Annotated in this window: 18 protein-coding genes and 2 pseudogenes; 9 read left to right on the top strand and 11 right to left on the bottom strand. The window is 68.0% G+C overall.

Annotated features, from left to right (window positions below):
* Positions 1 to 229: 229 nt before the first annotated feature.
* The 3 genes from G3I53_RS11465 to G3I53_RS11455 all read right to left on the bottom strand — a co-directional run bounded on the left by G3I53_RS11465 (position 230) and on the right by G3I53_RS11455 (position 3369).
* Positions 230 to 787, bottom strand: a complete 558-nt coding sequence (locus G3I53_RS11465) for a TerD family protein (protein ID WP_239063776.1) — start codon at positions 785 to 787, stop codon at positions 230 to 232.
* A gap of 391 nt (positions 788 to 1178) precedes the next feature.
* A complete protein-coding gene (locus tag G3I53_RS11460) occupies positions 1179 to 2102 on the bottom strand; it encodes a nucleotidyl transferase AbiEii/AbiGii toxin family protein (RefSeq protein WP_164335768.1) in 924 nt (307 codons plus the stop codon).
* An 82-nt stretch (positions 2103 to 2184) separates the two neighbouring features.
* A complete protein-coding gene (locus G3I53_RS11455) occupies positions 2185 to 3369 on the bottom strand; it encodes a type IV toxin-antitoxin system AbiEi family antitoxin domain-containing protein (RefSeq protein WP_164335770.1) in 1185 nt (394 codons plus the stop codon).
* A 470-nt stretch (positions 3370 to 3839) separates the two neighbouring features.
* Between G3I53_RS11455 and G3I53_RS11450 the strand changes: the two genes are divergently transcribed.
* Positions 3840 to 4574: a hypothetical protein gene (locus G3I53_RS11450; protein WP_343240597.1), complete on the top strand. Its 735-nt coding sequence runs from the start codon at positions 3840 to 3842 to the stop codon at positions 4572 to 4574.
* A gap of 57 nt (positions 4575 to 4631) precedes the next feature.
* Here G3I53_RS11450 and G3I53_RS11445 read toward each other — a convergent pair whose 3' ends face one another.
* The 4 genes from G3I53_RS11445 to G3I53_RS11430 form a co-directional block, all read right to left on the bottom strand.
* A complete protein-coding gene (locus G3I53_RS11445) occupies positions 4632 to 5450 on the bottom strand; it encodes a hypothetical protein (protein ID WP_164335772.1) in 819 nt (272 codons plus the stop codon).
* Positions 5447 to 6349 (bottom strand): sigma-70 family RNA polymerase sigma factor, encoded by a 903-nt coding sequence (locus G3I53_RS11440; RefSeq protein ID WP_343240596.1) that lies wholly within the window; start codon positions 6347 to 6349, stop codon positions 5447 to 5449. The genes G3I53_RS11445 and G3I53_RS11440 overlap by 4 nt, the downstream gene beginning before the upstream one ends.
* A complete protein-coding gene (locus G3I53_RS11435; protein WP_164335774.1) occupies positions 6346 to 6573 on the bottom strand; it encodes a hypothetical protein in 228 nt (75 codons plus the stop codon). The genes G3I53_RS11440 and G3I53_RS11435 overlap by 4 nt, the downstream gene beginning before the upstream one ends.
* Positions 6574 to 7348: 775 nt before the next feature.
* Entirely contained in the window at positions 7349 to 7774 is a 426-nt protein-coding gene (locus G3I53_RS11430) for a hypothetical protein (RefSeq protein WP_164335776.1), read from the bottom strand.
* A gap of 1681 nt (positions 7775 to 9455) precedes the next feature.
* On the opposite strand from G3I53_RS11430, the pseudogene G3I53_RS33800 reads away from it, so the two are divergent.
* From G3I53_RS33800 to G3I53_RS11415, 4 genes and pseudogenes are all read left to right on the top strand, one after another.
* Positions 9456 to 11177 (top strand): annotated as a pseudogene (locus G3I53_RS33800) (DNRLRE domain-containing protein); the annotation flags it as partial.
* Between the two features lie 27 nt (positions 11178 to 11204).
* A complete protein-coding gene (locus tag G3I53_RS33795) occupies positions 11205 to 13448 on the top strand; it encodes an amidase domain-containing protein (protein WP_343240602.1) in 2244 nt (747 codons plus the stop codon).
* A gap of 2 nt (positions 13449 to 13450) precedes the next feature.
* Positions 13451 to 13978, top strand: a complete 528-nt coding sequence (locus tag G3I53_RS11420) for a hypothetical protein (RefSeq protein ID WP_164335780.1) — start codon at positions 13451 to 13453, stop codon at positions 13976 to 13978.
* A 269-nt stretch (positions 13979 to 14247) separates the two neighbouring features.
* Positions 14248 to 15624 (top strand): annotated as a pseudogene (locus tag G3I53_RS11415) (IS1380 family transposase).
* A 247-nt stretch (positions 15625 to 15871) separates the two neighbouring features.
* Here G3I53_RS11415 and G3I53_RS11410 read toward each other — a convergent pair.
* Positions 15872 to 17089, bottom strand: coding sequence for a VWA domain-containing protein (locus G3I53_RS11410; RefSeq protein ID WP_164335782.1), 1218 nt, complete (start codon positions 17087 to 17089; stop codon positions 15872 to 15874).
* A gap of 64 nt (positions 17090 to 17153) precedes the next feature.
* Here G3I53_RS11410 and G3I53_RS11405 point away from each other — a divergent pair, with 64 nt between their 5' ends.
* Entirely contained in the window at positions 17154 to 17627 is a 474-nt protein-coding gene (locus G3I53_RS11405; protein ID WP_164335784.1) for a hypothetical protein, read from the top strand.
* Between the two features lie 235 nt (positions 17628 to 17862).
* Here the strand turns inward: G3I53_RS11405 and G3I53_RS11400 are convergent, their stop codons facing one another.
* Together G3I53_RS11400 and G3I53_RS11395 are read right to left on the bottom strand one after the other, a co-directional pair.
* Positions 17863 to 18129 (bottom strand): hypothetical protein, encoded by a 267-nt coding sequence (locus G3I53_RS11400; protein ID WP_164335786.1) that lies wholly within the window; start codon positions 18127 to 18129, stop codon positions 17863 to 17865.
* A 156-nt stretch (positions 18130 to 18285) separates the two neighbouring features.
* The gene (locus tag G3I53_RS11395) at positions 18286 to 18546 is read right to left on the bottom strand and encodes a hypothetical protein (protein WP_164335788.1); all 261 of its coding nucleotides are present in this window, start codon (positions 18544 to 18546) and stop codon (positions 18286 to 18288) included.
* Between the two features lie 1110 nt (positions 18547 to 19656).
* Here G3I53_RS11395 and G3I53_RS33790 point away from each other — a divergent pair.
* From G3I53_RS33790 to G3I53_RS11375, 3 genes are all read left to right on the top strand, one after another.
* Positions 19657 to 20298, top strand: a complete 642-nt coding sequence (locus G3I53_RS33790) for a ParA family protein (protein WP_343240595.1) — start codon at positions 19657 to 19659, stop codon at positions 20296 to 20298.
* A gap of 477 nt (positions 20299 to 20775) precedes the next feature.
* Positions 20776 to 21009: a hypothetical protein gene (locus tag G3I53_RS11380; protein ID WP_239063774.1), complete on the top strand. Its 234-nt coding sequence runs from the start codon at positions 20776 to 20778 to the stop codon at positions 21007 to 21009.
* 798 nt (positions 21010 to 21807) lie between these two features.
* Entirely contained in the window at positions 21808 to 23199 is a 1392-nt protein-coding gene (locus G3I53_RS11375; protein WP_164334211.1) for a pentapeptide repeat-containing protein, read from the top strand.
* Here the strand turns inward: G3I53_RS11375 and G3I53_RS11370 are convergent.
* Positions 23141 to 23704 (bottom strand): IS5 family transposase, encoded by a 564-nt coding sequence (locus G3I53_RS11370; protein ID WP_343240601.1) that lies wholly within the window; start codon positions 23702 to 23704, stop codon positions 23141 to 23143. The genes G3I53_RS11375 and G3I53_RS11370 overlap by 59 nt on opposite strands.
* Positions 23705 to 23719 lie beyond the last annotated feature (15 nt).

The raw sequence follows: 23719 nt of genomic DNA, 5'->3' as shown, positions 1-23719 counted from the left end.
TGGCCGGGGCTTGCGGGTCTTCTTCACCGTTACCTACATCTCGACAGGGCCAGGACGCGTTCCGCGAAGGCCTGCACGGCGAACGACTCGTAGAGCTCTTCCATGTGCCAGTCGTGATCCTGGATCAGGTAGACGGCGGCTCGCCGTCCCGTGAGTCCCCGGTCTGCAAGAGCCTGGCCGGCCTGTCGCGCGGGGGCGAGCAGACCTGGGGCCTGCCGCTGCAGTTTCGTCAGACCGAGGCGGACTGCCCCGCCATCGCGCGTGTCTGCGCAGGCAGGGGCGTAGCGGTGGGCTCGGGGTCGATATCGACCCGGTAGTCGGTGGCCAGGCGGGCAAGGCCGGAGGCATAGCCCTGGCCCACGGCCCGGACCTTCCAGCCGTCCCCGCGCCGGTACAGCTCCGCCAGAATCACAACTGTCTCCCCCACTGTGAAGTCCGGCGCGGTGAACGACGCCGACGTCGCTCCGCTCTGGGTGATCGACAGTCGAGGTGATCGGGTGGGGACGGCGCCGGGCTGCAGTGGATCGGCGCTCACGACCATGATCACGCGGTGTACGTCGGCCGGAAGCCCAGGAAGGTCAGCGGTGACCGCCGTATCCGTGACGGATACTCCGTCCTGGGCAGGATGGTTGTAGAAGACGAGGTCGTGATCACCACGGACCTTGCCGTCGGCGCCGAGCAGTAGCGGGGACACATCTGCCGACAGCCCCTGTACCGACATCTGCAGTACCGTCCGAGCCGTCGACAGCACCGTGTTCTCACCCTTGCGCAGCAACGTCGACTGCATCCCGCCCCCTTTGGATCATCATCTCGGGGGAACCTCAAGAGCGGTCATCACGGTCAGCGGTGGTCGGCAAGACCGCCCTCGCCGTCCGTGGGCCATCTCATGCGCGTGCAACCCAAGGTCTGTCCCCAGTCCGATCGCCCCCCGTTATCTTTTTCGCGGTCCTGCAAGAGGGCAGCTGGCCTCCGGGCCCGGCAGGACTGTGCCGATGGGAGGACCTGGGGGTGTCACCGGGTCCGAGGGGTGCCGACCTCCGGCAGCGCGTCCAGCCGAGGCCCTACGGCCGACCAGAGCGGCTGTGCGCGGTGCCGGACCGGGGCGAGCACCACCAGGTCCGCGCACGACCTGGTCTTGATCTGTGGGGCGCGCACTTCTCACGCGCTGGTGGTGCGGGTCATGCTTTGGGTGGCTGCCAGGCTGCCTGTGTCGGGTCCCAGTGACCGGTGACGGTGCCGTCCAGAAGCGGGTTCAGGAACGCCTGTGCTGCCTGGGTGGCTTCGGCGAAGGTGCGGCAACCTTGCAGGCCGAGAACTAGGGCAGCCGCGCTGGGATACTTGTCGTTCCAGTCAGGGCCTGGGGCGGCGAAGGCTTGAGGCAAGGCAATGTCCGTGCCGCGCTGGCGACGTTGTTCTGCTTCATGGTGGATGGCTCGGTAGGCGGCCCTACCATCGATCTTCTCCTGTTGACTGATCAGAAGAAGGTCGGCCAGGTCGCGGTAACGGCTTGAGGCTCCCCGAGGGTGTCGTTCGTAGAGAGCGCAGACCTTATCGGCGATGTGGTCGATAAGGGGATAGAGGCGGACGGTGGGCCAGTCCACGGGCCAGGGCAGGTCGACGGCGGAGACCAGAGGAGTGACTTCTGGAGTGCCCGTGAGGGTACGCCTGACGGCTATGTCTACTTTGACGCCGTCGACATCGGTAGTCCCTAGAAAGACCCGGAAGTACTGGGAGCCGCCGCGGTCGGGGTCGGCAGCGGGCGTGTACTTTCCGGGGGCGAAGCTCAGGAAGTCGCCCAGGTCATGGGCAGCTGCTTCCAGGACGCGGGCGCGTGCTTCCGCAGGGGCTAGACCGGGTTGGGCTGCTTGTAGGTCGATGTCTCCGCTGAGGCGTGCGGCGCCGCGGTAGCGGACGAGGAGGGCCTGGCCGCCCTTGATGAGCCAGCCGTCCGGGTGCAGGGTGAAGACCCGTGCGGCGAGCCGGTTGAAGTAGAAGATCCGCATGAGGTCGGAGACATTCATGCCCGTTTCGTTGGACATCTTCTTCGCGGCGAGGTTCAGAGCGGTTCTGAAGGCCCTTGGAGTCGCGTATGTCTTGCCCATCGTTCGCCGCCCCCCTGGCGTGCTGGTTTGAGTCTGCAGACTCTACGCCCGGGGTGATTGGTTCTTCCGCTCTTCTGGCGGGTCAGTCGGTGTCTTCTCCGTCTGGCTGGCCGTCGTCGGCATCGTCGTCCCGTTCATCCGTCGATGTGGAGAGCGGGGGCGATGGGGGCGTGGTCGGGTCTGCTGTGCTCTTGAGGGCCTTGCGGGTGGTTGGCGACAGGGGGCCGGCCTGCTGGAGGGAATGCAGCACGGCAGGGTCTAGCTGTCTCAGTGCACGCAGTGCTTGGGTCAGGGCCGGATTGGGGTACCGCAGCTTCCGGACGGCTTCTGCCAGAGCCGGGTTGGGCTGATTCAGTGCACGCAGTGCTTGGGTCAGGGCCGGATTGGGGTACCGCAGCTTCCGCACGGCTTCTACCCAGACCGGGTTGGGCTGATTCAGTAGGTGGTTCGTGTCGTAGAGCGACTTGAGCGCTGCGGCAATTCCGTCGTGTGCCTGCTGGACGTTGTGTAGGCGGCTGTGGGCAAGAGCAGTGGCAAGGTCAGGGTGTTCGGTCAGGAGGTGGACTGCGGCGTCGAAACCTTCTTGGTTGGCACGGTCAACCTCCTGACGGCGCAGGTTCTCGCCAGCCTGGCTGATGAGGTGGTCGATCAGGTCGCGTCCGGTGGCAGTGGCCTTGAGACCGTATGCACGAACGTAGGGCTGCAGTCGCCCGGCGAGGTCGTCCACAGTGATCAGGTCGCGGCGTTCGGCTTCGGCGATGACGCTGCCGATGTGGCCGCCGTCTGCCTTAGCTTTCAGCAAGTCGGTGATGGTGCGGGTGGCGACGGTGACGGGAAGGCCGTCGACCACTGTGATCTCCATAGGGTCCAGCGGTGCGGTGCGCAGGCGGACAAACGGCTCGGTCGTGGTGCGCCGGCGAGGCACGGTGATCTCCACGCTGGGGGCGGGGATGTCACCCAGTTCGTGCAGCTGGCATGCCGAGGCATGGGAGATGACGCCGGAGTCGGGGTGGCCAGGGGGGCGGTTCCAGGCGAACTCGCCCGGCTGCAGGCGCAGCCAGGCGACTTTGATGTCCAGGTGCTGTGGCATGCCGCTGGTGGACAGGAAGTACACGCCTCGGCTGACGTTCTCCAGCAGGCCAGCCTCGGTCAGGCGTAGCAGTTGGACTGCGTTCAGCCCGAGCTCTTTGGCCTGCGCGGTGGTCACCAGGCCCCACTGGTCGGCCGCAGCCCCGGAGAGTACAGCAAGCTGTTCAGCACGGTCCATACAGAGATTATTACATATCTTGGCAGAGATAGTTACACCTAGATGTAACTATCTCTGCAGTCGATCAAAGCTCGATGTAATTAACTCTGCCTCTCATTGATCACTGAAGGCCATGGCGGCCAGCAGCAGCGGTCTGGCGCGGACCAGGCTCCAGCTTGGAGCGGGCGGTGGTGAACTGCTGAGACGGACACCTGCGGTTTCACTCGGCTGCTGCTGTTCAAAACCGTCCGCAACCTGCGCCATCGCGGCGTTGCCGATCTCGCTGGCCCGTGCCGACCTTGGCATGAACACCCCCGCGTCGCGGGGAGGGCGTGCTGCCGCAGAGCGCGGTGCGGCCAGTCATGATCGATCCCCGCCATCTCCCAGCCCAGCCCGGGCGCTCCGAGGTATTCCAGAATAGAGAGCTCTGTACCGCCACGGAGGGAGAGCCCGTGCACGGCCTCGGGTGGGAAGACTGGACGGCCGCGGGAGTGGACCCGAACCGTCTGCTGGCCGGCTGGGGCTGGAAGGTCACACGCCCTTCAGGTCGCGGCTTCGACGACGACCCGGTCGACTACGCCGCCTGCCTGCGCGACGGCCGCGGCGTCCTCATCGAGGAGACGCCCAGCGTGCCCCTGCGGCGCCGCAAGCAGCCATCGCCCCGCGCAGCACCACATGCATCAGGCGCAGACTACCTGCCGTTCACGGCCGAGGTCCCGTTCGGGCTGTGGATCTTCACTCTGGTCCCGGGTGATGACGAGGAACGGTCCGGACGGACCTGGAGCCAGAAGATACGGTTTCGGGTACCGGCATGGTGGGCGCTGGGTCCCCAGGGGCACACAGCAGCAGCACTGCTCACCCGACTGAACAAGCTCACCTGGGACGAAATCCTCACCCTGCGCCGCTCCTACAACAAGGCGTGGCCGACCGATCGCGAAGACCCCGCCTGGTACGAGGCGCAGGATCTTGCCACGACCGCCAACCGGACACAGTTGAAGAACGCCCTGATCAAGCACACCAAAGCAGCACTGGCCCAAACAGCCCGCACCCACGGCAAACGCGTACGGGACTTCTCGGACGAACAGAAAACCGTCTGCTTCGCCGCCGCGGCCCTCGCCATCGAAGACCTCTCCCCCAGCCTCGCCCACCGCCTCCTCGGTCCGCTCCGTCTCGCCCTCGGCGACGTCCACACCTACCCCGTCCCTGCATGGGCCGACAGCGTGTAACACGAGGCGGTCCCCCGACGTGCGCCCCTACGTACCAGGTGTCGGGGAACGGAGCCCTCACCGTTTCGCGGTCTCTCCCAGCAATTGCGGCGCTGCCTCCTCAGCATCATGAGCGGTGGAGTGCGTTGCCGGTTCGCCTACTTCGGGCCGCATGCCTGGTGTGTTGATCAGCTCCTGGACCCGTTGGGCGAAGCCGTCTCCAGGAACGGGAAGTTCGGCTTCGGGTTCGCGGAGGTAGCCGGAGGTGACCGCCCGGGGAATGTAGGTCATCAGCTTGAGGACTGCGGCTGACCTTGATCGGTTGGTGTTGGCGGAGAGGTGGCGCAGGACTCGGAGAATGGTGGTGGTGGATGTGCTGGTGATGGGGTGGTTGGCGGGGTGCCAGCGCCGGGTGCAGTACGGCTCGGGACCAACGTCCTGAGCCGGGGCTGGTGATCCGGATAGGGCTTGGACGTCGTCGGTCTGGTGGTGCCACCAGTCGGCAGTGTCGCTCTCTCCCTGGGCGAGGTGGTGGAGGTAGAGGCAGTAGGCGGCGGCGGCTTGTCCGGCGCCGGCAGCGTACTGCCACCAGAACCGTGCCCCTTCGTCAGTGTCGGACAGTTGCAGGATGCAGGCGAGGGCGAGGGCGCTGCGGGGTTCGGGGACCTGGTCGGTGAGGAAGTCGGCGACGGCGGTGGGTGGGGTGTGGGTGAGGAGGGTTTCGCATAGGGCGCGCAGGTCTTCGGCCGCCTCGGTGAGCGGGCCATCCGGGGCCGGATTGTGTGCGGGTTGGCGTGTGCTGGTCGTGCCTGGTGTGGGGTGGGGGGTGGTCTCTCGGGGGATGGTGCGGTTGCGGATGAGGAGGGCTCTGGAGAGGCGTTCTTCGATGTGGCTCACGGGGCGGTCCCTTCGGTGCTGGGCGGCGGGATGACGCTGTCCAGGAAGCGGGTGGCGTGGCGTTCGTCGGAGCGGATGGTGGCCAGGGAGGTGCCCAGGAGGGCGGAGGCGGCCTCGTGGGTGAAGCCGCACAGGCGGCGCAGGACGATGACGTCGAGCTGGCGGTCGGGCAGGCGGCTGATCACGGTGAAGAGTTCGAGGGTTTCGCTGAGCTGGTGGGCGTAGTGGGCCGGGTCGGTGAGGTTCTGCAGGGTGACGGTGTCGAAGGCGGCGTGGCCGAGTTCGGGCCGGCCGTCGCGGTGGGGGGTGCGGGCCATGACGGTGGTGCGCAGGACGTTCCAGGCGTAGCGGCGGAGGTCGTGGCTGGCGAGGGCCTGGTTCCAGGACAGCCAGAGGCGGTCGAAGGTGTCGGCGACGGCGTTGTCGCGCTGGTCGTCGTCGAGGAAGACCTGGGCGTAGAGCACGTAGTCGTTCTCGACGAGTTCGCGGAAGGCGCCGTGGTCCAGGGGCGGGGTGGTGTGGGTGGCGGTCACGGTGGTGCGGTCGGTGCAGCTGTTAATCCATTCGCTGCTCTTGTGGGCTTCGAGGGCCGCCTGGCTCCACAGCCGGTAGAGGGGCCAGTTCGGCATGCCCAGCTCGGTGGCGAGCAGGAGGACGATCTCCCAGCGGGGGTAGAGGCCGACGCCGCGCAGCAGTTCGGAGATCTTCGACTTGGCGAAGCGGACGCGGCCGCTGAGTTCGTTCAGGGTCAGGCCGCTGGCCAGGTAGGAGGTGCGCATCGGGTCGAGCCAGGCGCGGTGGGCGCTGCCGACGTTGTCGGCGACGGGGCCGAGCTTGCGTCCGGGGCGGGCGGGTGCGGATCTGCCGGGTGGTACGGGGGGTTCGGTCGGTGTCGTCACGGGGCGTCGTCCTCCTTGTCCGCACTGGCGTCCAGGCGGGCGGCGCCGGGCGTGGGTGCGGGGCGGGTGCGGACGGTGTGGACGATCTGCTGCACGGTCAGGGCGAGGGCCGGGGCGAGCGCGGCCACCGCGGCTGTCTCGCCGGCGGCCACCATCACGACGCTCCAGGCGAACACGGTCGCCGTGACCGTGACCGTGGTGACCGTTATCTGCCGAGGCTTCATATGGGGGTACTCCCCTTGTTCGTCGTCGGGTCAGCCAGGTGAGCCCGGCGGCCCCATCCGGGAGGGCACGCCGGCGCCCCGCGCAGACGGGTGCCGAGGCCGCCGCGCTGGGGAGGGCAACCAGCATGACCAGACGGGGAGTTGTTACGCCACGTGATCAGGGAATCGCGGAACAATAGCGATCACGGCCGTATCGGGCACGGCTGGGGAGAGTAACGGCGCCCGAGGGGGCAAGTCGGCGCGCTGACGGGTGGAAGTTCCCGGTTCTCCTTGCAATTGCAGGCCAAAGCGACGTCAATGGAACGTGACGCCGTTGGTGTCGGCCTTCCATCCGGAAGGGCCCGTCCCCGTGCCGAAACAATGGGGGAAGCGGGCATCCGCTCTCGCCTGGCCGCCCATAGAGGCCAGGCGAGAGCACATCCCCGCACAGGGGGCACGAAGACCGTAGACCACAGCACTGACACTCCCGGCAGTCTGTCCGCACACGCGGTCCTGGCGAGAGCACCGCTCCAACGGATCAGCCGCTCGTCTCTTGATGCGGGTTCTTCTCCCCGCGGCCGACCCGAATTGATGCCGCCGACCGTCTCGCTGCATCAGCACCCACACGAGCGCTACGACTGGCATCCCTGAGGGCAGACCAGCGCACCCATTACCCCGGAAGCCGCCCAGGCTGCGACACCGCGGTACTCTTCGGCAGTTCCGCGGTGACGAGAAGCCGCTGTCCCAACCTTGACGACCGGACGGTCGGCCTCCCGCAGCGTCTTGTGAGTGAAGATCACCCTTCGTCGGTCAGGGCCTTGGGGAACAACTCTTCGGAGTCCAGCGAACGGAGCAGGGGGCCCAGAAGCCTGCGGGTCACCGTGCCCGGTGCGTCACGCAGCTCCGCCAGCGTGGTGCCGGTGCTTTCCTCGTAGGTGTCGGCGCTGTACCTGTGGTTGCTGGGCCAGTGTGACCGTTCGGAGAACCTGCGGCGGCCGCGGAGCCTGTTGGCCCCGACTGCAACGGCCCAGTTTCCGTGGTAGCCCACGTCGTCGGAGATCAGACGCGTCAGTTCCAGCATGTGCCGAGTGAGGATGACGGCGCCGGCGTCGAAAAGGACCTGTTCCTTCTCGTCCTCCGAGGCATGGCTCTTGAGACCGCCGGAGAGACGGGTCATGAACAGGCGCAGTCCGCCGTCCTCGAAGAGCTGGACTTCGATCACATCCTCGTCGTGCCAGCCGCTGTCTGCGGCATATGTGCGGTCGGAGCGGAGGCCGGAGGAGCTGAGAGCTATGCCCCTGGCGCGCCGGTGCCCCTTGGTGTGCTTGGCTCAGGTCGGGACTGAAGCCCCTACCTTCGAGCGCTGCTCGTAGGCGCTGGTTGTCCTGGACGCGACGGATCAGGGTGTGCAGGCGCATGTTCCAGTCCGGAGCGCCGGTGATGGACAGGCACATGTCCTGTCGTCCGGCTGTGGGCTGGGCGACCAGGAAGAGGTGGGACTGGGCTCCCACGTCGCGCAGCGGGTCTTCGTCCATCTCCTTGCGCAGCAGGGCGAGGGTGTCGGCCTCGGTGTTGCGCCGCCGTGCATGCAGCGCGACGACCTCTGCGTCGCCCAGCTGGTACTTCGTCTTTGTCGCCGCGACCGAAGTAGCGGTTGTCGACCATGTGCGGTGCGACGGGGCTGGCTGGGATGTGCACGACGAGGTAGCCGATCCCGTCGTCGGCCGCCGCGCTGATTTCCTCGGTGAGGATGGTCAGCGGCGGGTCGGGGATCGTCCGGGCGACCTGCTCGATCTTCTCCGGCAGTCCGTTCAGCGGCTGGGGGGGCCAGCTCGAAGGTGCGGCTTTCCTTGTTCTCCTGCACGCCGATGATCAAAGTGCCGCCGTCGACTGCGAACGAGGACAGGTCGCGCGCCAGTTCCTTGTTGTCGCCCTTGCTGTTCGGGGCCTTCTTGAGGTCGAGGTAGTGGCTTTCCTCGAACAGGCCACCGGTGATCGCGGCCTGGAGGTCGGACTCGGTCTTCGGTGTCCACCGGGGGTTGCCGGACGAGAGGTAGATCGATGGCACTGTGCGCTCCCGCTTTCCATGGTCCGAAGCCCAGCCTGCCCGTAAGCCCCAGCAGTTGAGTGACAAGGGTACGGAGGGGGACCGACAGCCCAGCGTCTGTCTGCTCCGGGCAAGGTTCACGCAGGGTCTGCGGCGCCACAGACCGAGCACTTCACGGGTTTCCGGAGGGTTCCCGAAGCGCGTGCCGGCAATGTCGAAGAAGCCGTCCAAGCGGAAGCCTCCGCGACCCGGGCACGCGGTAGGAATGTGAGCCCTTGCGCACCATGCGGGGCCAGTCGGCAGGGCGTAGCAATTCTCGCTCGGGTGCTGGGCCGCTGATCTGACTTTTCAGACCCCGGAGTGAACCCCAGGCGGATCTGCCTCCTGGTCAGGCGTCCTCCCGCTACGAAGTCCGCTCCGGCACTCTCCAGTTCAGGGATAGCTACCGGCTCACGCAGGCCTCCAGCAGAGCGGAGCAAAGCCTCCCCTCGGCTGACCCGATCAAGAGGGCGGGAGTTCGCCTGTCTTCCAGCGCGCGGAACAAGTCGGGGGCTGTTGAGGTGCGGACGGACGTCTGGGCCTGAGGTTCCCTCACTCCTCCGTGAGAAAGCTGACCCTACCCCTTCAGTGATCCATAAGCGGAAAAGGTATGGATTGAGTGAAATGAGCACACCAACCTGACGTTATCTTTACAACTTCTTCATCCCTCTCTACCCACCTGACCAAGGGTCGAATGCACGACATGCACATATCGCCACCCGTTCCGGGGGAACGGGATACTCCGCGCGCGTTCAGACGCGCGATCCGCACCACCGCCCTGCTCGCCCTTCCATTGGTTCTGCTAAGTGGGGCGGCGTTGCCCGCGCCTCGGCCCGTCACAGTGGCAGCATCTGCCCTGGATGGGTTGGACAGGCAGTCATCTGCCCCTGATGTGCCTTCAGCCCTCGCTGAGGCGAAACGCTCCGGCAAGCGAGTCGAGGCACTGTCCGAACGCACCGAGACATCAACCACCTGGGTCAACCGCGATGGGTCACTGACGACCGAACTGACTTCCGGCCCTGTACGGTTTGACCGGAACGGCAGCTGGATCAGCGTCGACGCCGACCTCACCGAACGCAGTGACGGTACCGTGGCGCCCAAGGCGCACCCAGCTGCACTCACCCTTGCGGGCAAGGGCGGAACTCCCGCCTCCTCTTTCAGTGCCGCTCGCACGGCAGGTGCGCGGGACCTCGTCACCCTCGGCGAGGGCGAGCATCAGGTAACTCTTCAGTGGAAGGGCGGTCTGCCACAGCCCCAGCTTGACGGTAACCGCGCCACCTACCCCGATGCTGTTCCCGGCGCCGATGTCGTCGTAGAAGCCACCCGCACCGGATTCGAGCAATACGTTCAGATCAAACAACGCCCGTCTACAAAGGACTACGGTTACACCCTTCCGCTGCGCGTGGAAGGACTGCGGGCAGAGCAGCAGCACGACGGCAGTGTGCTGTTCACGGATCGCGAGACCGGTCAGGAACGGGCGGTCATGCCCGCCCCGGTAATGTGGGACGCAACAGTCGACGAACGCTCCGGCGAGCACACGCGCCGCGTACCAGTGGCTATGCGGGTGAAGCAGCGGGGCTCCTCGATCGATCTTGTGGTGACACCGGACGCCGAGTTTCTGACCGATCCGAAGACGAAGTACCCAGTCACCGTCGATCCTTCGACGTCCGTTCTCAGTACGGTCTTCGACACCTACGTCCAGCAGGGCGAAGCACGCGACTGGTCCACGGACACTGAGCTGGACTTCGGCAACCCAGGCACCAAGAACGCTAACGGCACTCCGCGCACCGCACGGTCCTTCATCACCTGGACAACTGCACCGCTCGCGGACGCCCTGGTCACCGACGCCAAGCTGAGTCTGTGGAACTTCCACTCAGGCAATACCGACTGCAAGGCACAACCCTGGGCAGTCTGGTCGGCCGACAAGGCCTCGGTCTCAAGCCGCTGGACGTCCCAGCCGAAATGGCACAGCCGGCATTCGACGTCCACCGCGACCAAGGGCAACCCGAAGTGCGGCGCGGACGGCTGGATCAGTGCCGATGTGACGTCACTCCTGCAGACGTGGGCCTCCTCGAAGGCACCACAGTCCAGCATGGGCATCAGGGCCGTCGACGAATCCGTTGTCGGGCAGTGGAAGCGGGTCAACTCCGCCAACGCCATCAGCAACCCGCCCAAGCTGACGGTCACTTACAACTTCCGCCCCCGGTCGGGCAACAACCGCCAGGCGGGGCCCCCCTTCGCCCAGGACGCCTCAGGTACCTGGCAGGTCAACACCACGACGCCGACGCTGCGCGACACCTTCTCCGACAAAGACGGCGACCGTGTCACCGGCACCTTTGAAATCGTCGACGCGGCCACCGGTAAGCGGGTGGGGGACTATCTCGTCTCTCCCCGCGTCGGGTCCGGACACGCGGCGGCCGTCACCGTCCCAGACGGCACACTCAGAGACGGTGCCACCTACCGGTTCCGCACCAGCCCCTATGACGGCACGCACTACAACCTCACCTGGTCGGACTGGGCCACGTTCACGGTCGGCACCGGGCGCCCTCCCGGCGGCGTGCCGGACATGCCACAAGCACTGGAAACCGGAGCCACGCAGTCCCTCACCCCTTTGCTGTCAGGGCTTGTTTCAAGTCCGGATCAGGGCCGCGTACGTGCCGAGTTCGTCCTGCGTGACACCGAAGGGAAGACCCTCCCCGGAGTGCACCTCCCGGAGACCTGGGTGGACAGCGGACAGCGCGCGGCCGCACGCGTCCCCGAAGCCACACTGCAAGCCGGAAAGAACTATCTTTGGTCAATGCGCGCCTGCGCCGACCGGGGCTGCTCAGCCTGGTCGTACGAGCAGGAGTTCACCGTCATCGATGCAGGCGACCCGAAGGCGCCGGACACCACGTCTGTCTCAATCACAGGCTCCTCACTCACGGACGCGACTGTGCCGGTCGGCACCAAGGACTGTGAGAACGGCGGCTGTCCCGCGGTCATGGACGGGCAGCTGGTGGTGGGCAGCGCCGCGGACAGCGAGCGGGCGGTCTGGCTCAAGCCGGACCTCGCCAGGATCCCGCAAGGCTCCAGGGTGACTCGGGCTCGGCTCGTGCTGAGTCCGTCCGACTGCGGCGCGGGAGCCTGTGCACAAAGGCCGGTGGAGTTGTACCAGTTGCACGAGCCCTGGGCCACGCCCCACACCGGCGCCGGCCTGCTGGACGTGCTGGACGACGCCCCGTTTGCCGAATCCGCGCCCGCTGACGCCCAGGATCTCGGGCCACTAGTGCAGTCCTGGATCGACGAGCAGGAAGGCGAGGGGATCGCCATACGCCGTCCCGCCACCTCCACCGCATCGAGCATTACCTTCCACTCGAGCCGCAGCACCGACTCAGCGAAGAGGCCACGACTCGACATCACGTACGTGCCCCCGGCTGCACCCGGGGCGCCACAGGACGTGCGGGTGACCCCCGGTGACGGAGGGCTCCTGGCGACCTGGAACCCGCCGCTGGACGTGGGGTCGTCAGCAGACAGCGCGGAGTACGAAGTCGTCGTCACGAAGTCCGACGGCAGCGAAGCCGGCAGAGCTACCACCCATGACGCCCACATCGTTGTAGACGGGCTCAAGAACGGTACCGAGCACAGGGTGACGGTAACGGCGCGTACCTCCCACGGTACGGGTCCCGGAACAACGTCAGAGGCACTTACGCCAGCGGCGGTTCCGGGGGGCGCAGCCTCCTACCGGCAGATCGTGCAGCAGTACGTCGATGCCCGAAACGCGATTCTTACCCGCAAGCATCCGACCTCTGAGGCAGCGCTCGCCGCGAGCTCCCGTGGAGCGGCGTTCCGAGACCTGCTCGGCGCTCAGGCCATGGACCTCACCGAGGCGAGAGACGTGTTGACCAATCGCGGTCAGCGATATACGGAAAGGGCGACGAAGCTGTCCGACGTCCTGGTGGGTGTCGACGACAACGGTGCGGTCTTCCTGCGCGCCGTCCTTGAGGACTCGGCAGTACTGACGAGCGAGAACGTGACCGACCCGGTTGATTCGGACGCTTCGGGCGGCGAGGGTGAAATCGAAGAGGGGCGACGGGAACAGCGCTTCACCTTTAGTACCAACAGTGGCGCTCCCCTTCTCCACGTCGAGGCGGATGCCCTGGCGGCGGAAACCGTGCTCTCAGCCTCAGCTTCGGCCCCCAACGGATTGGAAACCTTCGACGAGACACTGGGACCCATCAGTGAGGTTCCGGACGAGCCGATCGCCCTTGACGCGGACGGTCTGCCCCTCGAAGGGCCCGCACCGGCCGCCCATGCGGCGGCATGGCGAGTCAAGCGCGCCGCCGCGCAGGTGTCCGGCTCTGGGACGGTCAAATGGGCTTCCCGGAATATCAAGACCCGATGGGAATACGGCCAGGACTGCACCAACTTCGTGTCGAAGGCGCTGTACTACGGCGGCAAGATGAAGACCCGTCATGGTGGGCGTAAGCATGACCGTGCCTGGTGGCAGCAGTATTACCTCTTCGGCAAGGTCAAGAACAAGAGTTATACGTGGGCCGCGACCGAGAACTTCCGCCGTCATATGATCCGCTACCGCGGCGCCAAGCACGTTAAGGCCAACTCCGCAAAGCCGGGAGATCTCGTGCTCTTCAAATGGAAAAAGGAGCGTGGTTACAACCACGTTGCCATCGTCGAACGCAAGCGGCACGGACTCCAGCTGATCCAGCACGGCAGTTCGAACAGGACGAGCCTCGCGGCCGCCGTCGCGCGGTACCGCGGCAAGAAGAACTACATCGAGCGGATCACCATCCTCCGTCCGAGAGCGAGGTCCTGATCATGGCGCGGAGTAGACAACTCACCGCCGTCGCACTGGCCGCCGCATTCGCCGGCTCACTCCTGACAGGCTGCACGTCGGACGACGCATCCCTCAGCTACCAAACGGACTACAGCAATCATCCGCCGCTGCGGGTCGTCGGCTACCCCTCCACCGGCAGTCTCGAAACCGTGCAGAAGGCAGTGTGGCGGCTCGCGGACGGCGACGCCCGCGGGCTGGCCACGCTCGCCGTCGACGACAAGGACGCCAAGGCCACGGCCCGCAATTGGGTCAAAGCCTTCAGCGCCGCCGCGAAGGGAGAGGTGACGGCAGACTTCTACGACGAGGGATCGGTGCGGCAGGTCGTGGTCCTCTACTTCACCAAGAGCGGCCAGACAAAAGAACTCGAGGCCCGCATCGGCGATGACGGAGCCTGGGGACTGACCCTGGACGAACCGGACCCTGCCGAGGCCACTGCCAAGCCCACATGGGCCCCGCCGAAGGCGGGCGGCTCCGGCTCCCGTACCTCCGGGACCGCCTCCGAGAGTTAGCTGTCGTCCGCCCAGAGCAACCCATGAGGACCGCACTGCCAACTGCAGTGCGGTCCTCTCCGCCTTCCAGAGTGTTGCGAGATCATCCGACTACGACACGGGCGAGCTCTACGGAGCGCAAGAAGAGGCAAAGGACCTGCTCCCTAGCCTCGCGCTTTCACGAGGTGGGGTGTCCGAGGCTTGATCAAATAAGCGGAGAGTGCTCCTGACCTGCAACGATGGGACTTGTCGAGGGTCCTGTTGGCTGCATGGAAAGAAGCACTCTCCAGGTGAAGAAGCGTATCGGGTCGTATCCGCGTGTCCGCGTCGAGGGTGGTGGCCGGGCGGTGGTCTCGCAGGCCGGGGGCGTTCTGCTGGTCGAGGCGGTCCGCAAGGCCGGTTTGGACACCGCGATATCTGCGGCGTTGGCGCCGTGGCGGAAGGCTCGGGCGGTGCACGATCCCGGGAAGGTCCTTCTGGATGTCGCGTTGGCGGTCGCGCTGGGCGGGGACTGCCTCGCGGATGTCGGCATGTTGCGGGCCGAGCCGGCCGTGTTCGGGCCGGTCGCTTCCGACCCGACGGTCTCCCGCCTCGTCGACACCCTCACCGGCTCCGGCGAGAAGGCTTTGACAGCGATTCGTTCCGCGCGGGCCGAAGCACGCGAGCGGGTCTGGAAGCTGGCCGACGGCCACGCGCCTGATGCGGGCGGGTCGGTGACCGTGGACCTCGACGGGGTGCTGGTGGTCGCGCACTCGGACAAGGAGGACGCGGCCCCGACCTGGAAGCGGACCTTCGGCCACCACCCGCTCATGGCCTTCGTCGACCATGGGCAGGGTGGCACCGGTGAGCCGGTCGCCGGCCTGCTCAGGCCGGGCAACGCGGGCTCGAACACCGCCTCCGACCACATCACCGCCGTCCAACTGGCCCTGGTCCAGCTGCCGAAGAAGTACCGGCGTGGACGTCGGACCCTGATCCGCACCGACTCCGCGGGCGGCACCCACGACTTCGTGTCCTGGCTTGCCCAACGTGGGAGGTGGCTGTCCTACTCGGTCGGCATGGTGATCACCGACGCGATCCACCAGCATGTCCTGAAGGTGCCGCCCTCGGCCTGGACACCGGCCGTCGAGGCGGACGGCGAGATCCGGGACGGCGCCTGGGTCGCCGAACTCACCGGCGATGTTCTGGACGGCTGACCCAAGGGCATGCGGCTGATCGTCCGGAAGGAACGACCTCACCCCGGGGCACAGTTGAGACTCACGGACGCGGACGGCATGAGGCTGACGTGTTTTGCCACCAACACCACCGGCCGGCCGATCGCCGAGCTTGAGCTCCGTCACCGGCTGCGGGCACGCGCAGAGGACCGGATCCGGGCCGCCCGGGCCACCGGTCTGCGCAACCTGCCCCTGCACCGCACCGCCCAGAACCGGATCTGGCTGGAGATCGTGCAGATCGCTCTCGACCTGCTGGCCTGGATGCCGATGCTCGCCCTGACCGGCAAGGCCCGTCTCTGGGAGCCCCGACGCCTGCGACTCCGCCTGTTCTCCGCGGCCGGACAACTCGTGACCACCGGCCGCCGGCGGATCCTCCGCCTGGCTGGCCACTGGCCCTTCACCAGCCACATCACCGCCGCCCTCGACCGACTCGCACTCCTGCCGAACCCCGGATGACCAGCAGATTCCCGTCCCTACGACAGCACCACACCACCCGGAGCAGTGGAACCCGGCGCCACCCCGAGACGACACTCGGGCCCCCGGCCTGCACAACCTCAGCCCACGGCACGAAAACGGGCCACCGACTCCGTCGGCGGCCCGTCACGAAACTTCGAGGCTAGTACGCGATGCTCGGCATCGCCCGCCTGCACAACCTCGCCCTCGTCGGGTGACGACGAACAGGCAGGTCAACACACACGTCCTTTTACGATCGCAGCCAGGTAGCGAAGGCGTCGACCAGGCCGGTGTAGAACCGTTCTCCGGGGACCGATCCAGGGTTCTTGCCAGCGTCATAGAAGGCGACATTGGTGAAGGTGGCCGAGGTCGAGGCGTTGAGGTTCTTGTAGAAGGCGAGCTTGCCGCGGCCGAAGCCGACGAAGAGCCAGAAAATACCCAGGGATGCGGTGTTCTGGAGCATGGAGCGGACTTCTGCTTTGTCCCAGGGCTCGTCGCCGACTTGGGTCACGATGAAGGCGGGGTCCGATGCTCCGGATTCCTGGTAGTGGCTGATGGCGCGGCGCATCGCGTCGGCGACGTTGCCCCAGCCCCAGTCGACCTGGGTGTGGAGCTGTCCGATGCGGCCGCGGTAGTTGTCCAGGCGGATCTCCTCGAGGAACGGCTCTCGTCCGCTGGAGAAGATCACGGGCACGGTGCCGTCGTCGTCGAGGTTGACCGACAGGGCCAGGACGCGTTCCGCGAAGGCCTGCACGGCGAACGACTCATAGAGCTCTTCCATGTGCCAGTCGTGATCCAGGATCAGGTAGACAGCGGCCCGCCGTCCCGTGAGTCCCCGGTCTGCAAGGGCCTGGCCGGCCTGTCGCGCGGGGGCGAGCAGACCTGGGGCCTGCCGCTGCAGTTTCGTCAGACCGACCGAGGCGGACTGCCCCGCCATCGCGCGTGTCTGCGCAGGCAGCGGCGCAGCGGTGGGCTCGGGGTCGATATCGACCCCGTAGTCGGTGGCCAGGCCGGCAAGGCCGGAGGCATAGCCCTGGCCCACGGCCCGGACCTTCCAGCCGTCCCCGCGCCGGTACAGCTCCGCCAGCACCACGACTGTCTCCCCCGCTGCGAAGTCCGGCGCGGTGAACGACGCCGACGTCGCTCCGCTCTGGGTGATCGACAGTCGAGGCGCTCGGGTGAAGACGGCTCCGGGCTGCAGTGGATCGGCGCTCACCACCACGATCACGCGGTGCACGTCGGCCGGCAGCCCAGGAAGGTCAGCGGTGACCGCCGTATCCGTGACGGATACTCCGTCCTGGGCAGGGTGGTTGTAGAAGACCAGGTCGTGATCACCACGGACCTTGCCGTCGGCGCCGAGCAGCAGCGCGGACACATCCGCCGACAGCCTATGCACCGACACCTGCAGCACCGTCCGAGCCGCCGACAGCACCGTGTTCTCACCCTTGCGCAGCAACGTCGTCCGCATCCCGCCCCCTATGGATCACATCAGGTAGAAACGCTAGCCATCTCAAGGAGTCCGGAGCGCCCCTTTGCCGTATTCGGACGCTCGAACGTACGGCCGGGTCGCCCGGCGCCGTATCCAGGTCGGCGCATCACCCGGCGCGGACGCGGACCGCGCGGGCAACGCCGCCCGCCTCCAGGACCTCACGGCCCCGTTCGTGGCCCACCTGGACATGACCCAGCACGGAGCCGACTGCGACGGCCTGCTGGAGTGGACCGAGCCGGTCACGGCATGGCGCAGCACCGCCATGCCCGTCCTGGGCGCGCACGTGCTCCACGGAGCCATTCAGGCGCCGTTCGAGGTACGCCCGTCCTCGGTCCCGCTGGAGGTCGGCTACACCCTCCCGAGTCGCACCTTCGCGCACCTGCTTACCGACGGAGCCGTGGCCCGCTGGCCCTACGAGGACGACGAGATTCACCTCCTGGTCGACCTGGAGCGGGCCGGGCTGCACATGGGCATGCGCCCGCTCCCCACCGACGTCGAGCCGCTGCGGGTGCTGTGACTGCCTCCGACCAGGCCCGACACAACCTGCGGAGAACCTGACACCGCCCTCAGCACCTCCCACCGGAGGGACACCCGCATGAGGACCGACCAGGCCCCTGCAGCCGCCGTCGCCGACAACCTGTCCGCCCTGGTGCTCGCCGCGCCTGAAGGTCATGACAGTCGGTCGGATCACCGGAGGTCATGACAGTCCCGGCCATGACAAGGGGCCCGCGGCTTCGGCTGCGGGCTCTTCGCTATGTCCGGAGCGCGGCCGCGCAGTCGGGACACTCCCACCCGCGCATGTTGAGCGGCAGCCAGGGAGCGCCCGGGCCCGCAGGCTCGTAGGGCACCGGCTCCATGCCGAGGGTCGGCCTCCCGCAGAACGTCCGGTCGTCCGGATCTCCAGGAACGTCCGGGTCAGCCGGCGCCGCGTGCACCGCCGCGATGAACGAGGCCGCCGCGCCCAGGCCGAAGTCCGACGGCATCTGCTTGTCCATCTCTTGCAGCACGATGATCGCCATGCGGCCCACCTTCCGCGCTGACCGGTGCTGCCGCATCCCAGGCCGGGCGGCCGCCTGGTCCCGGAGTGCGGCGCCGTTGTGGTACATCAGGCGAGAGGGCCCGCCAGGCGGACGGGCCCCCTCTCCCTTCTGCCGGTTGATGTTCGGCAGGGCGTGCTATCGCCGGTGGTGGAAGTGCACCTGAACCAGCGCGCCGCGGAAGTGCACCACCAGCCCGCCGCCGATCCCGACCCCGGCGGCTGCGATCGCGGCCCCGTTGTAGCCGAGCACGGCAAGGAGGGCCACCACTGCCAGGGTCACGAGGAGCCCGGCGGTGGTGTGCCGGGTGACGTAACGCACCGTGGGATCGACGCCCTGCACCTGGGGCTGCGCAGCTTCAGAGGGGGGGACCCGTCGGGTACCGTCGGTTTCTGTCAAGGGTTTGCCTCTTTCCTCTGTGAAGGGTTGGAGTTGCACCCGTCGACGCGACAGGGGGACCGGCCCGAGTAATGCCGTAGGAAGCGCTCGGGAGGGTCCCCTTCGTCGTGTGACGAGGTCCTTCTGAGACTAGAGGGCGGCATCGACACGGAAGACCACCCTCCGCATAAACAGGGCTGCTCGGCCGTCAGGAGACGTCGACCCGGGAACGGTCTCCCGTACCAGCGCCCACCGACAACGAAAAGCGCAGGTCAGAGGGTGCCGACCGATGTCAGGAAACCTCGACCCTGGGGCCTCAGTACCCCACGCGTTGGGCGGGTCGCCCCACACCTAGCGCCTCTTCCGTGCCCGCGTTTTCCCTGGCAGAGGACCCCAGCGGTGAGCTTGTGCGGCTACCTGGCGCCCTTGACCTCGTCAAAGTCCTCGACCTCGGGCTGCGGCAGCTTCATCTTGTTTCTGCAGGCAGCTAGACAGGACGTCGAACCCGGCAATCGCCGTCTTCGGAACTCTCTGGACTATGTCTCCCGGGAGGGAACACGCGGACGATGCGAGCAAGCCCGCTGGTCGGCTCACCCGGGGAGAGGCTGCGGGCCGTCATGTGTCGTCGTCCGGCCGGTGAGGACCAGGCCGTCCGCACGTGCGGCACCCGGCCCCCCATTGCGGAGCGGAGCGCCCTTGAGAGGCGACGGCACAGCACTGCCGGACGGTCCTAGGATGCGATCACCGTCTGGAGTGGGACATTCGCCATGAACCAGAGCAGCTCGGGCGTACTCGGGCGGGTGCTGTCTTCCTGCCCGGGGCGGGGCGTTACCGTCCCCGGCATAACCGAATCACTCCGTACGGCCCTGCCGTCCCTGAACAGTCCTCCAGGTGAGCGCCTGGAGACCGTCACCGAGTGGGACGCCGACACCCCGTATCAGTCCTGGCGTCCGCAGATCCTCGGACCGCCGACGTTCCGGCAGGCGTCCACGCCCCGAGTGTTCGTCGTCGTGAACCAGAAGGGCGCGCCGGGAAGACGACAACGACCGTGGAACTCGCCGCCGCGTGGGCAGCGGCCGGGCTCCGGGTTCGCGTCATCGACGCCGACCACCAGGAGGCCGCCCTGTCGGTGTGGCTGCTGCCGCAGTACCCGGAGGGAGCCCGCAGCACTCGCTGCGATCGGTGTTCTTCGAGGACTGCACGCTGGCAGAGGCCACCTACCCGACCCTGTTCGCCGGGATGGACGTCGTGCCCTCGGGCGCCGACCTCCAGCGCGTGGAGTACGAACGGCCCATCGGCTCAGAGCAGGCACTCGCGGCCGCGCTCGCCCAGGAGGCGGAAGAGGCCGGCAGACGCTCCCCCTATGACGTGACCCTCATCGACGGGGCGCCGTCCCTCGGGCTGGTCACCGTGGCGGCGCTCACCGCCGCTGACGAGGCCCTGGTCCCCATCAAGGTCGGCGGCCTGGACATGAAGGGCATGGCGTCGCTTCACCGGACGATCCGCAGCGTGCAGCGCAAGACGAACCCCAAGCTGCGCGTCGGCGCGGTCCTGCTGACCGCGTGGGACAAGTCGACCTTTGCCCGGCAGCTCGCCGCGAAGGTGTCGGAGGACTACCCGGAGGCGGCCGTCATCCCGATCCGGCGCAGCATTCGGGCGGCGGAGGCGCCACTGGCTGAGCAGCCGATCCGGCTGTACGCGCCGGAGGCGGCCCCGGCCGGGGACTACGACCAGGCCGCCGCCGTCATTCTTCCGAGGGAGGGCGCAGCATGAGCCGCCGCCCTGCGCTGAACCTCCCCTCGGCCGTCAGCGACCCGGACGACGAGGCCGACGAGGGGGTGTTCGGCGGGGACTACGAGCCCGGGCAGTATGTCCTCTCCACGCGCGGGACGGCCGCCGCCGGTGGGGGCGTCGTCGCCGAACTGACCGGCGCGGACCTGTCCACGCCGGTGTCCGTGACGCAGCTCCCCACGCCGTACGACGTCCCGGAGAGCGTGACGCGGCCGCTGAACGACCAGGAGCGCGCGCACCTCGCCACGTGCGAGCAGGCGCTCCACGGGTTCCGCCGGTCCGTCATCGTCGCCGGGAAGGCGCTGGACGTCATCAACCGCGGCCGCCTCTACCGGGAGACGCACCAGACGTTCGCGGACTACGTGGCGGAGGTGTGGGACATGAAGCGGGCCCACGCCTACCGGATGATCGAGGGATGGCGGCCGGAGCACGACCCTGCCCCGGACGGCGGGCCTCGCCGTGGCCACTCTGCTCAGCCCTGCCCCCGAGGGGCATCCCTGGACGGGCTGGACGTTCTCCGCCGGCTGGAGCTCGCGCGAACCGCTGCACGTCACCCTCGTCGCGCCGGAGCTGGTGGTGGAGGTCGGCGTCGACGTCGCCCGGGACGCGTCCGGCCGGTGGCGCCACCCGGCCCGCTGGCACCGCGCCCGCCCGGACCTGTCCCCCGCCGACGTCCCGCCCTTCGCGTCCTGACCCGCGCGGTCAGCGCCCGGCCGGGTGTCCTCCTTGCGGTGACCAGCGCACACGCTGACGCATGACGCCATCCTCGTTTCCGCGCTGCGGCTGGACGGCAAGGCCGACGAGCTGGGCGGGCAGGCCCCGGACCCGAGCGTCAAGACCCGACGCCCGATCTTCAACCAGCTCGTCGCCCCGGAGGCCGGCGGGCCCGTCTTCCACGAGGAGGCGAAGGCGCTCCTCGACGCCCACGAGGACGCCGTCCGGGTCGCCGCGCGGTGGGCATGCTGCGCCTCCAGGGCGCCTGCACCCGAAGACCGACAACCCCCGGCCGCTCCTGCTCCTGGTCCCGGTGGTCCTCACGGGCTGCACCACCGTGACGCCCGGCCCGCTCGCCGTGCCCGGGAGCGCCGTTCCGTCCCCGTCGGCAACGCCGTCGCAGCGCTCCGCCCTGGTGCGCACCGACGGCGGCCGGCCGCGCAGCACGCCCCCGTCCGCCCCGCCCAGTGCGCGCGCCACGGCGCCCTCGCCCCGTCCCACCGCGGGCGCGCACCGGCCGTCGGCGCCCCAGACGCGTGCCGCTGTTCCCGCGCCTGCGGCCAAGCCCTGGGTGCGGCCCCGGCCGAAGCCGAAACGCCCCAGCCTTCAGGCCCCGGCCCGGCCGCAGCACCGGCCCGGGCAGATCGCGACCTGTGCCGTCGGGCCGACGGTGCCGCCTCCCCCGAGATCGTGCGTCTCTGCCGTCAGACCTGGGGACAGACAGCTCGCTCCCCGGGGCGCTGCAACCACGGGCGCGTGCGCCGTGTCTCCTCCTGCATGACAGGCAACCGCCGATGGCAGCAGCGGCCCGCGCCGGGCGAACGGGAACTGCGGCTGTGGAAGGTCGGGCGGGCATTAGGCGTCACGTTCGCGGCGGCGCTCCTGGCTGCGGGCGGCATCTTCTACGGCCTGGTCCACCTGCTGGAGATCAAAGAGATCGACAGCACGGCCAAGCTGGACGCCGCGACCCTTTTCGACCTGGTGAAGTTCTCCTTCGGCGTGGTCGCCGGAGCCGGTGCCCTCGTCGCCCTGGTCGTCGCCTACCGCCGCCAGCGCGTTGACGAGGCCGGCGCTCACCGCGAGGCCACCCGCCTGCACACCGAACGGTTCTCCCAGGCCGTCGACAAACTCGGCTCCGACTCCCCCGCCGTCCGCCTCGGCGGCGTCCATGCCTTGGCCGGACTCGCCGACGACGCCCCCGACAACAGCCTGCGCCAGACCTGCATCGACGTCCTGTGCGCCTACCTCCGGCTGCCGTTCCCCACCGATCCCGGAGACCTGCCCGACCTGCCCGACGGATCCCCACCCCCCGCAGACCAGCGCGACGCCCACCAAGACAGGAAGGACCGATACCGCGCCTTCCGCGAGGTCAGGCACACGATCCTGCGCCTCATCGGAGACCACTACCGCATCCCTCAGGGCACACACCGCTCCTGGCAAGGCTGCGACCTCGACCTAACCGGGGTCACCATCGACGGCAACATGGACTTCACCGGCGCGAGGTTCTCCGGCGGCGCCGTGGACTTCACCGGCGCGAGGTTCTCCGGCGGCAACGTGCGCTTCGTGGGAGCGGTGTTCTCCGGCGGCAACGTGAACTTCGGCAGTGCGGTGTTCTCCCGCGGCTTCGTGAACTTCAGCGAAGCGAGGTTCTCCAGCAGCCACGTGCGCTTCAACCAGGCGACGTTCTCCGGCAGCCGCATGGACTTCAGCTCGACGACGTTCTCCGGCGGCCGCGTGAACTTCGACCAGGCGACGTTCTCCGGCGGCAAGGTGGACTTCATGGCTGCGAGGTTCACCGGCGGCCACGTGAACTTCCCCGGCGCGACGTTCTCCGGCGGCAAGGTGGACTTCATGGCTGCGAGGTTCACCGGCGGCCGCGTGAACTTCGCCAGCACGAGGTTCTCCGGCGGCAGCGTGCGCTTCCTCGGTGCGGGGTTCTCCGGCGGCTACGTGGCCTTCTCCGGCGCGACGTTCTCCGGCGGCCGCGTGAACTTCGGCAGCGCGACGTTCTCTGGCGCTCATGTGGATTTCGACAGCGCGACTTTCTCCGGCGGTCATGTGGATTTCGGGGAGACGACTGGTCCCGCTCCGTCAGGGCTGCTTACGGCGGTCAGCACTCCCCTGCCCGGGGTCCGTCTGCGCACCGACTGGCTTCCCGCCGGCCTATAGGACGGGCGGTCACCTCGTCGGAGGTGACCGCACTTCGGGGCAGGCCCCGGCCGTCGCAGGCGAGGTGGACCTTGGTGGTCAGCCCGCCGCGGGACCGGCCGAGCGCCTGGCCAGCCGCTGTGCGTTCCGGATCTTCCAGTTCGTCCCCCGCCGGCGCCCCCTTTTTGCAGGCACCGGCGGCATGTTGGTGTGCCCGGTTGATCGTGGAGTCGACCGAGACCGTCCACTCCACAGCCCCGACGGAGTCGTCGCGGACCTGGACCTCCTCCAGCAGGCGGCCCCAGGTTCCGTCCGCCTCCCAGCGGGCGAACCGCTCATAGACCGTCTGCCACGGCCCGTACCGCTCCGGGAGATCCCGCCACGGAGCCCCCGTCCGCAAACGCCACAGCACCCCATCGATCACCTGCCGGTGATCACGCCAGGGCCGCCCCCGACCGTCCAGCGCCGGCAAAAGCGGCGCTATCCGCTCCCACGCCGCACCCGTCAACTCACCACGACCAGCCACGAGACCAATGATCAA

This window comes from Streptomyces sp. SID14436 (genome assembly GCF_010548465.1).
GTDB lineage: Bacteria > Actinomycetota > Actinomycetes > Streptomycetales > Streptomycetaceae > Streptomyces.
Note: the sequence above shows the minus strand (reverse complement) of the source record. Positions and strands in the feature narration are given on the sequence as shown.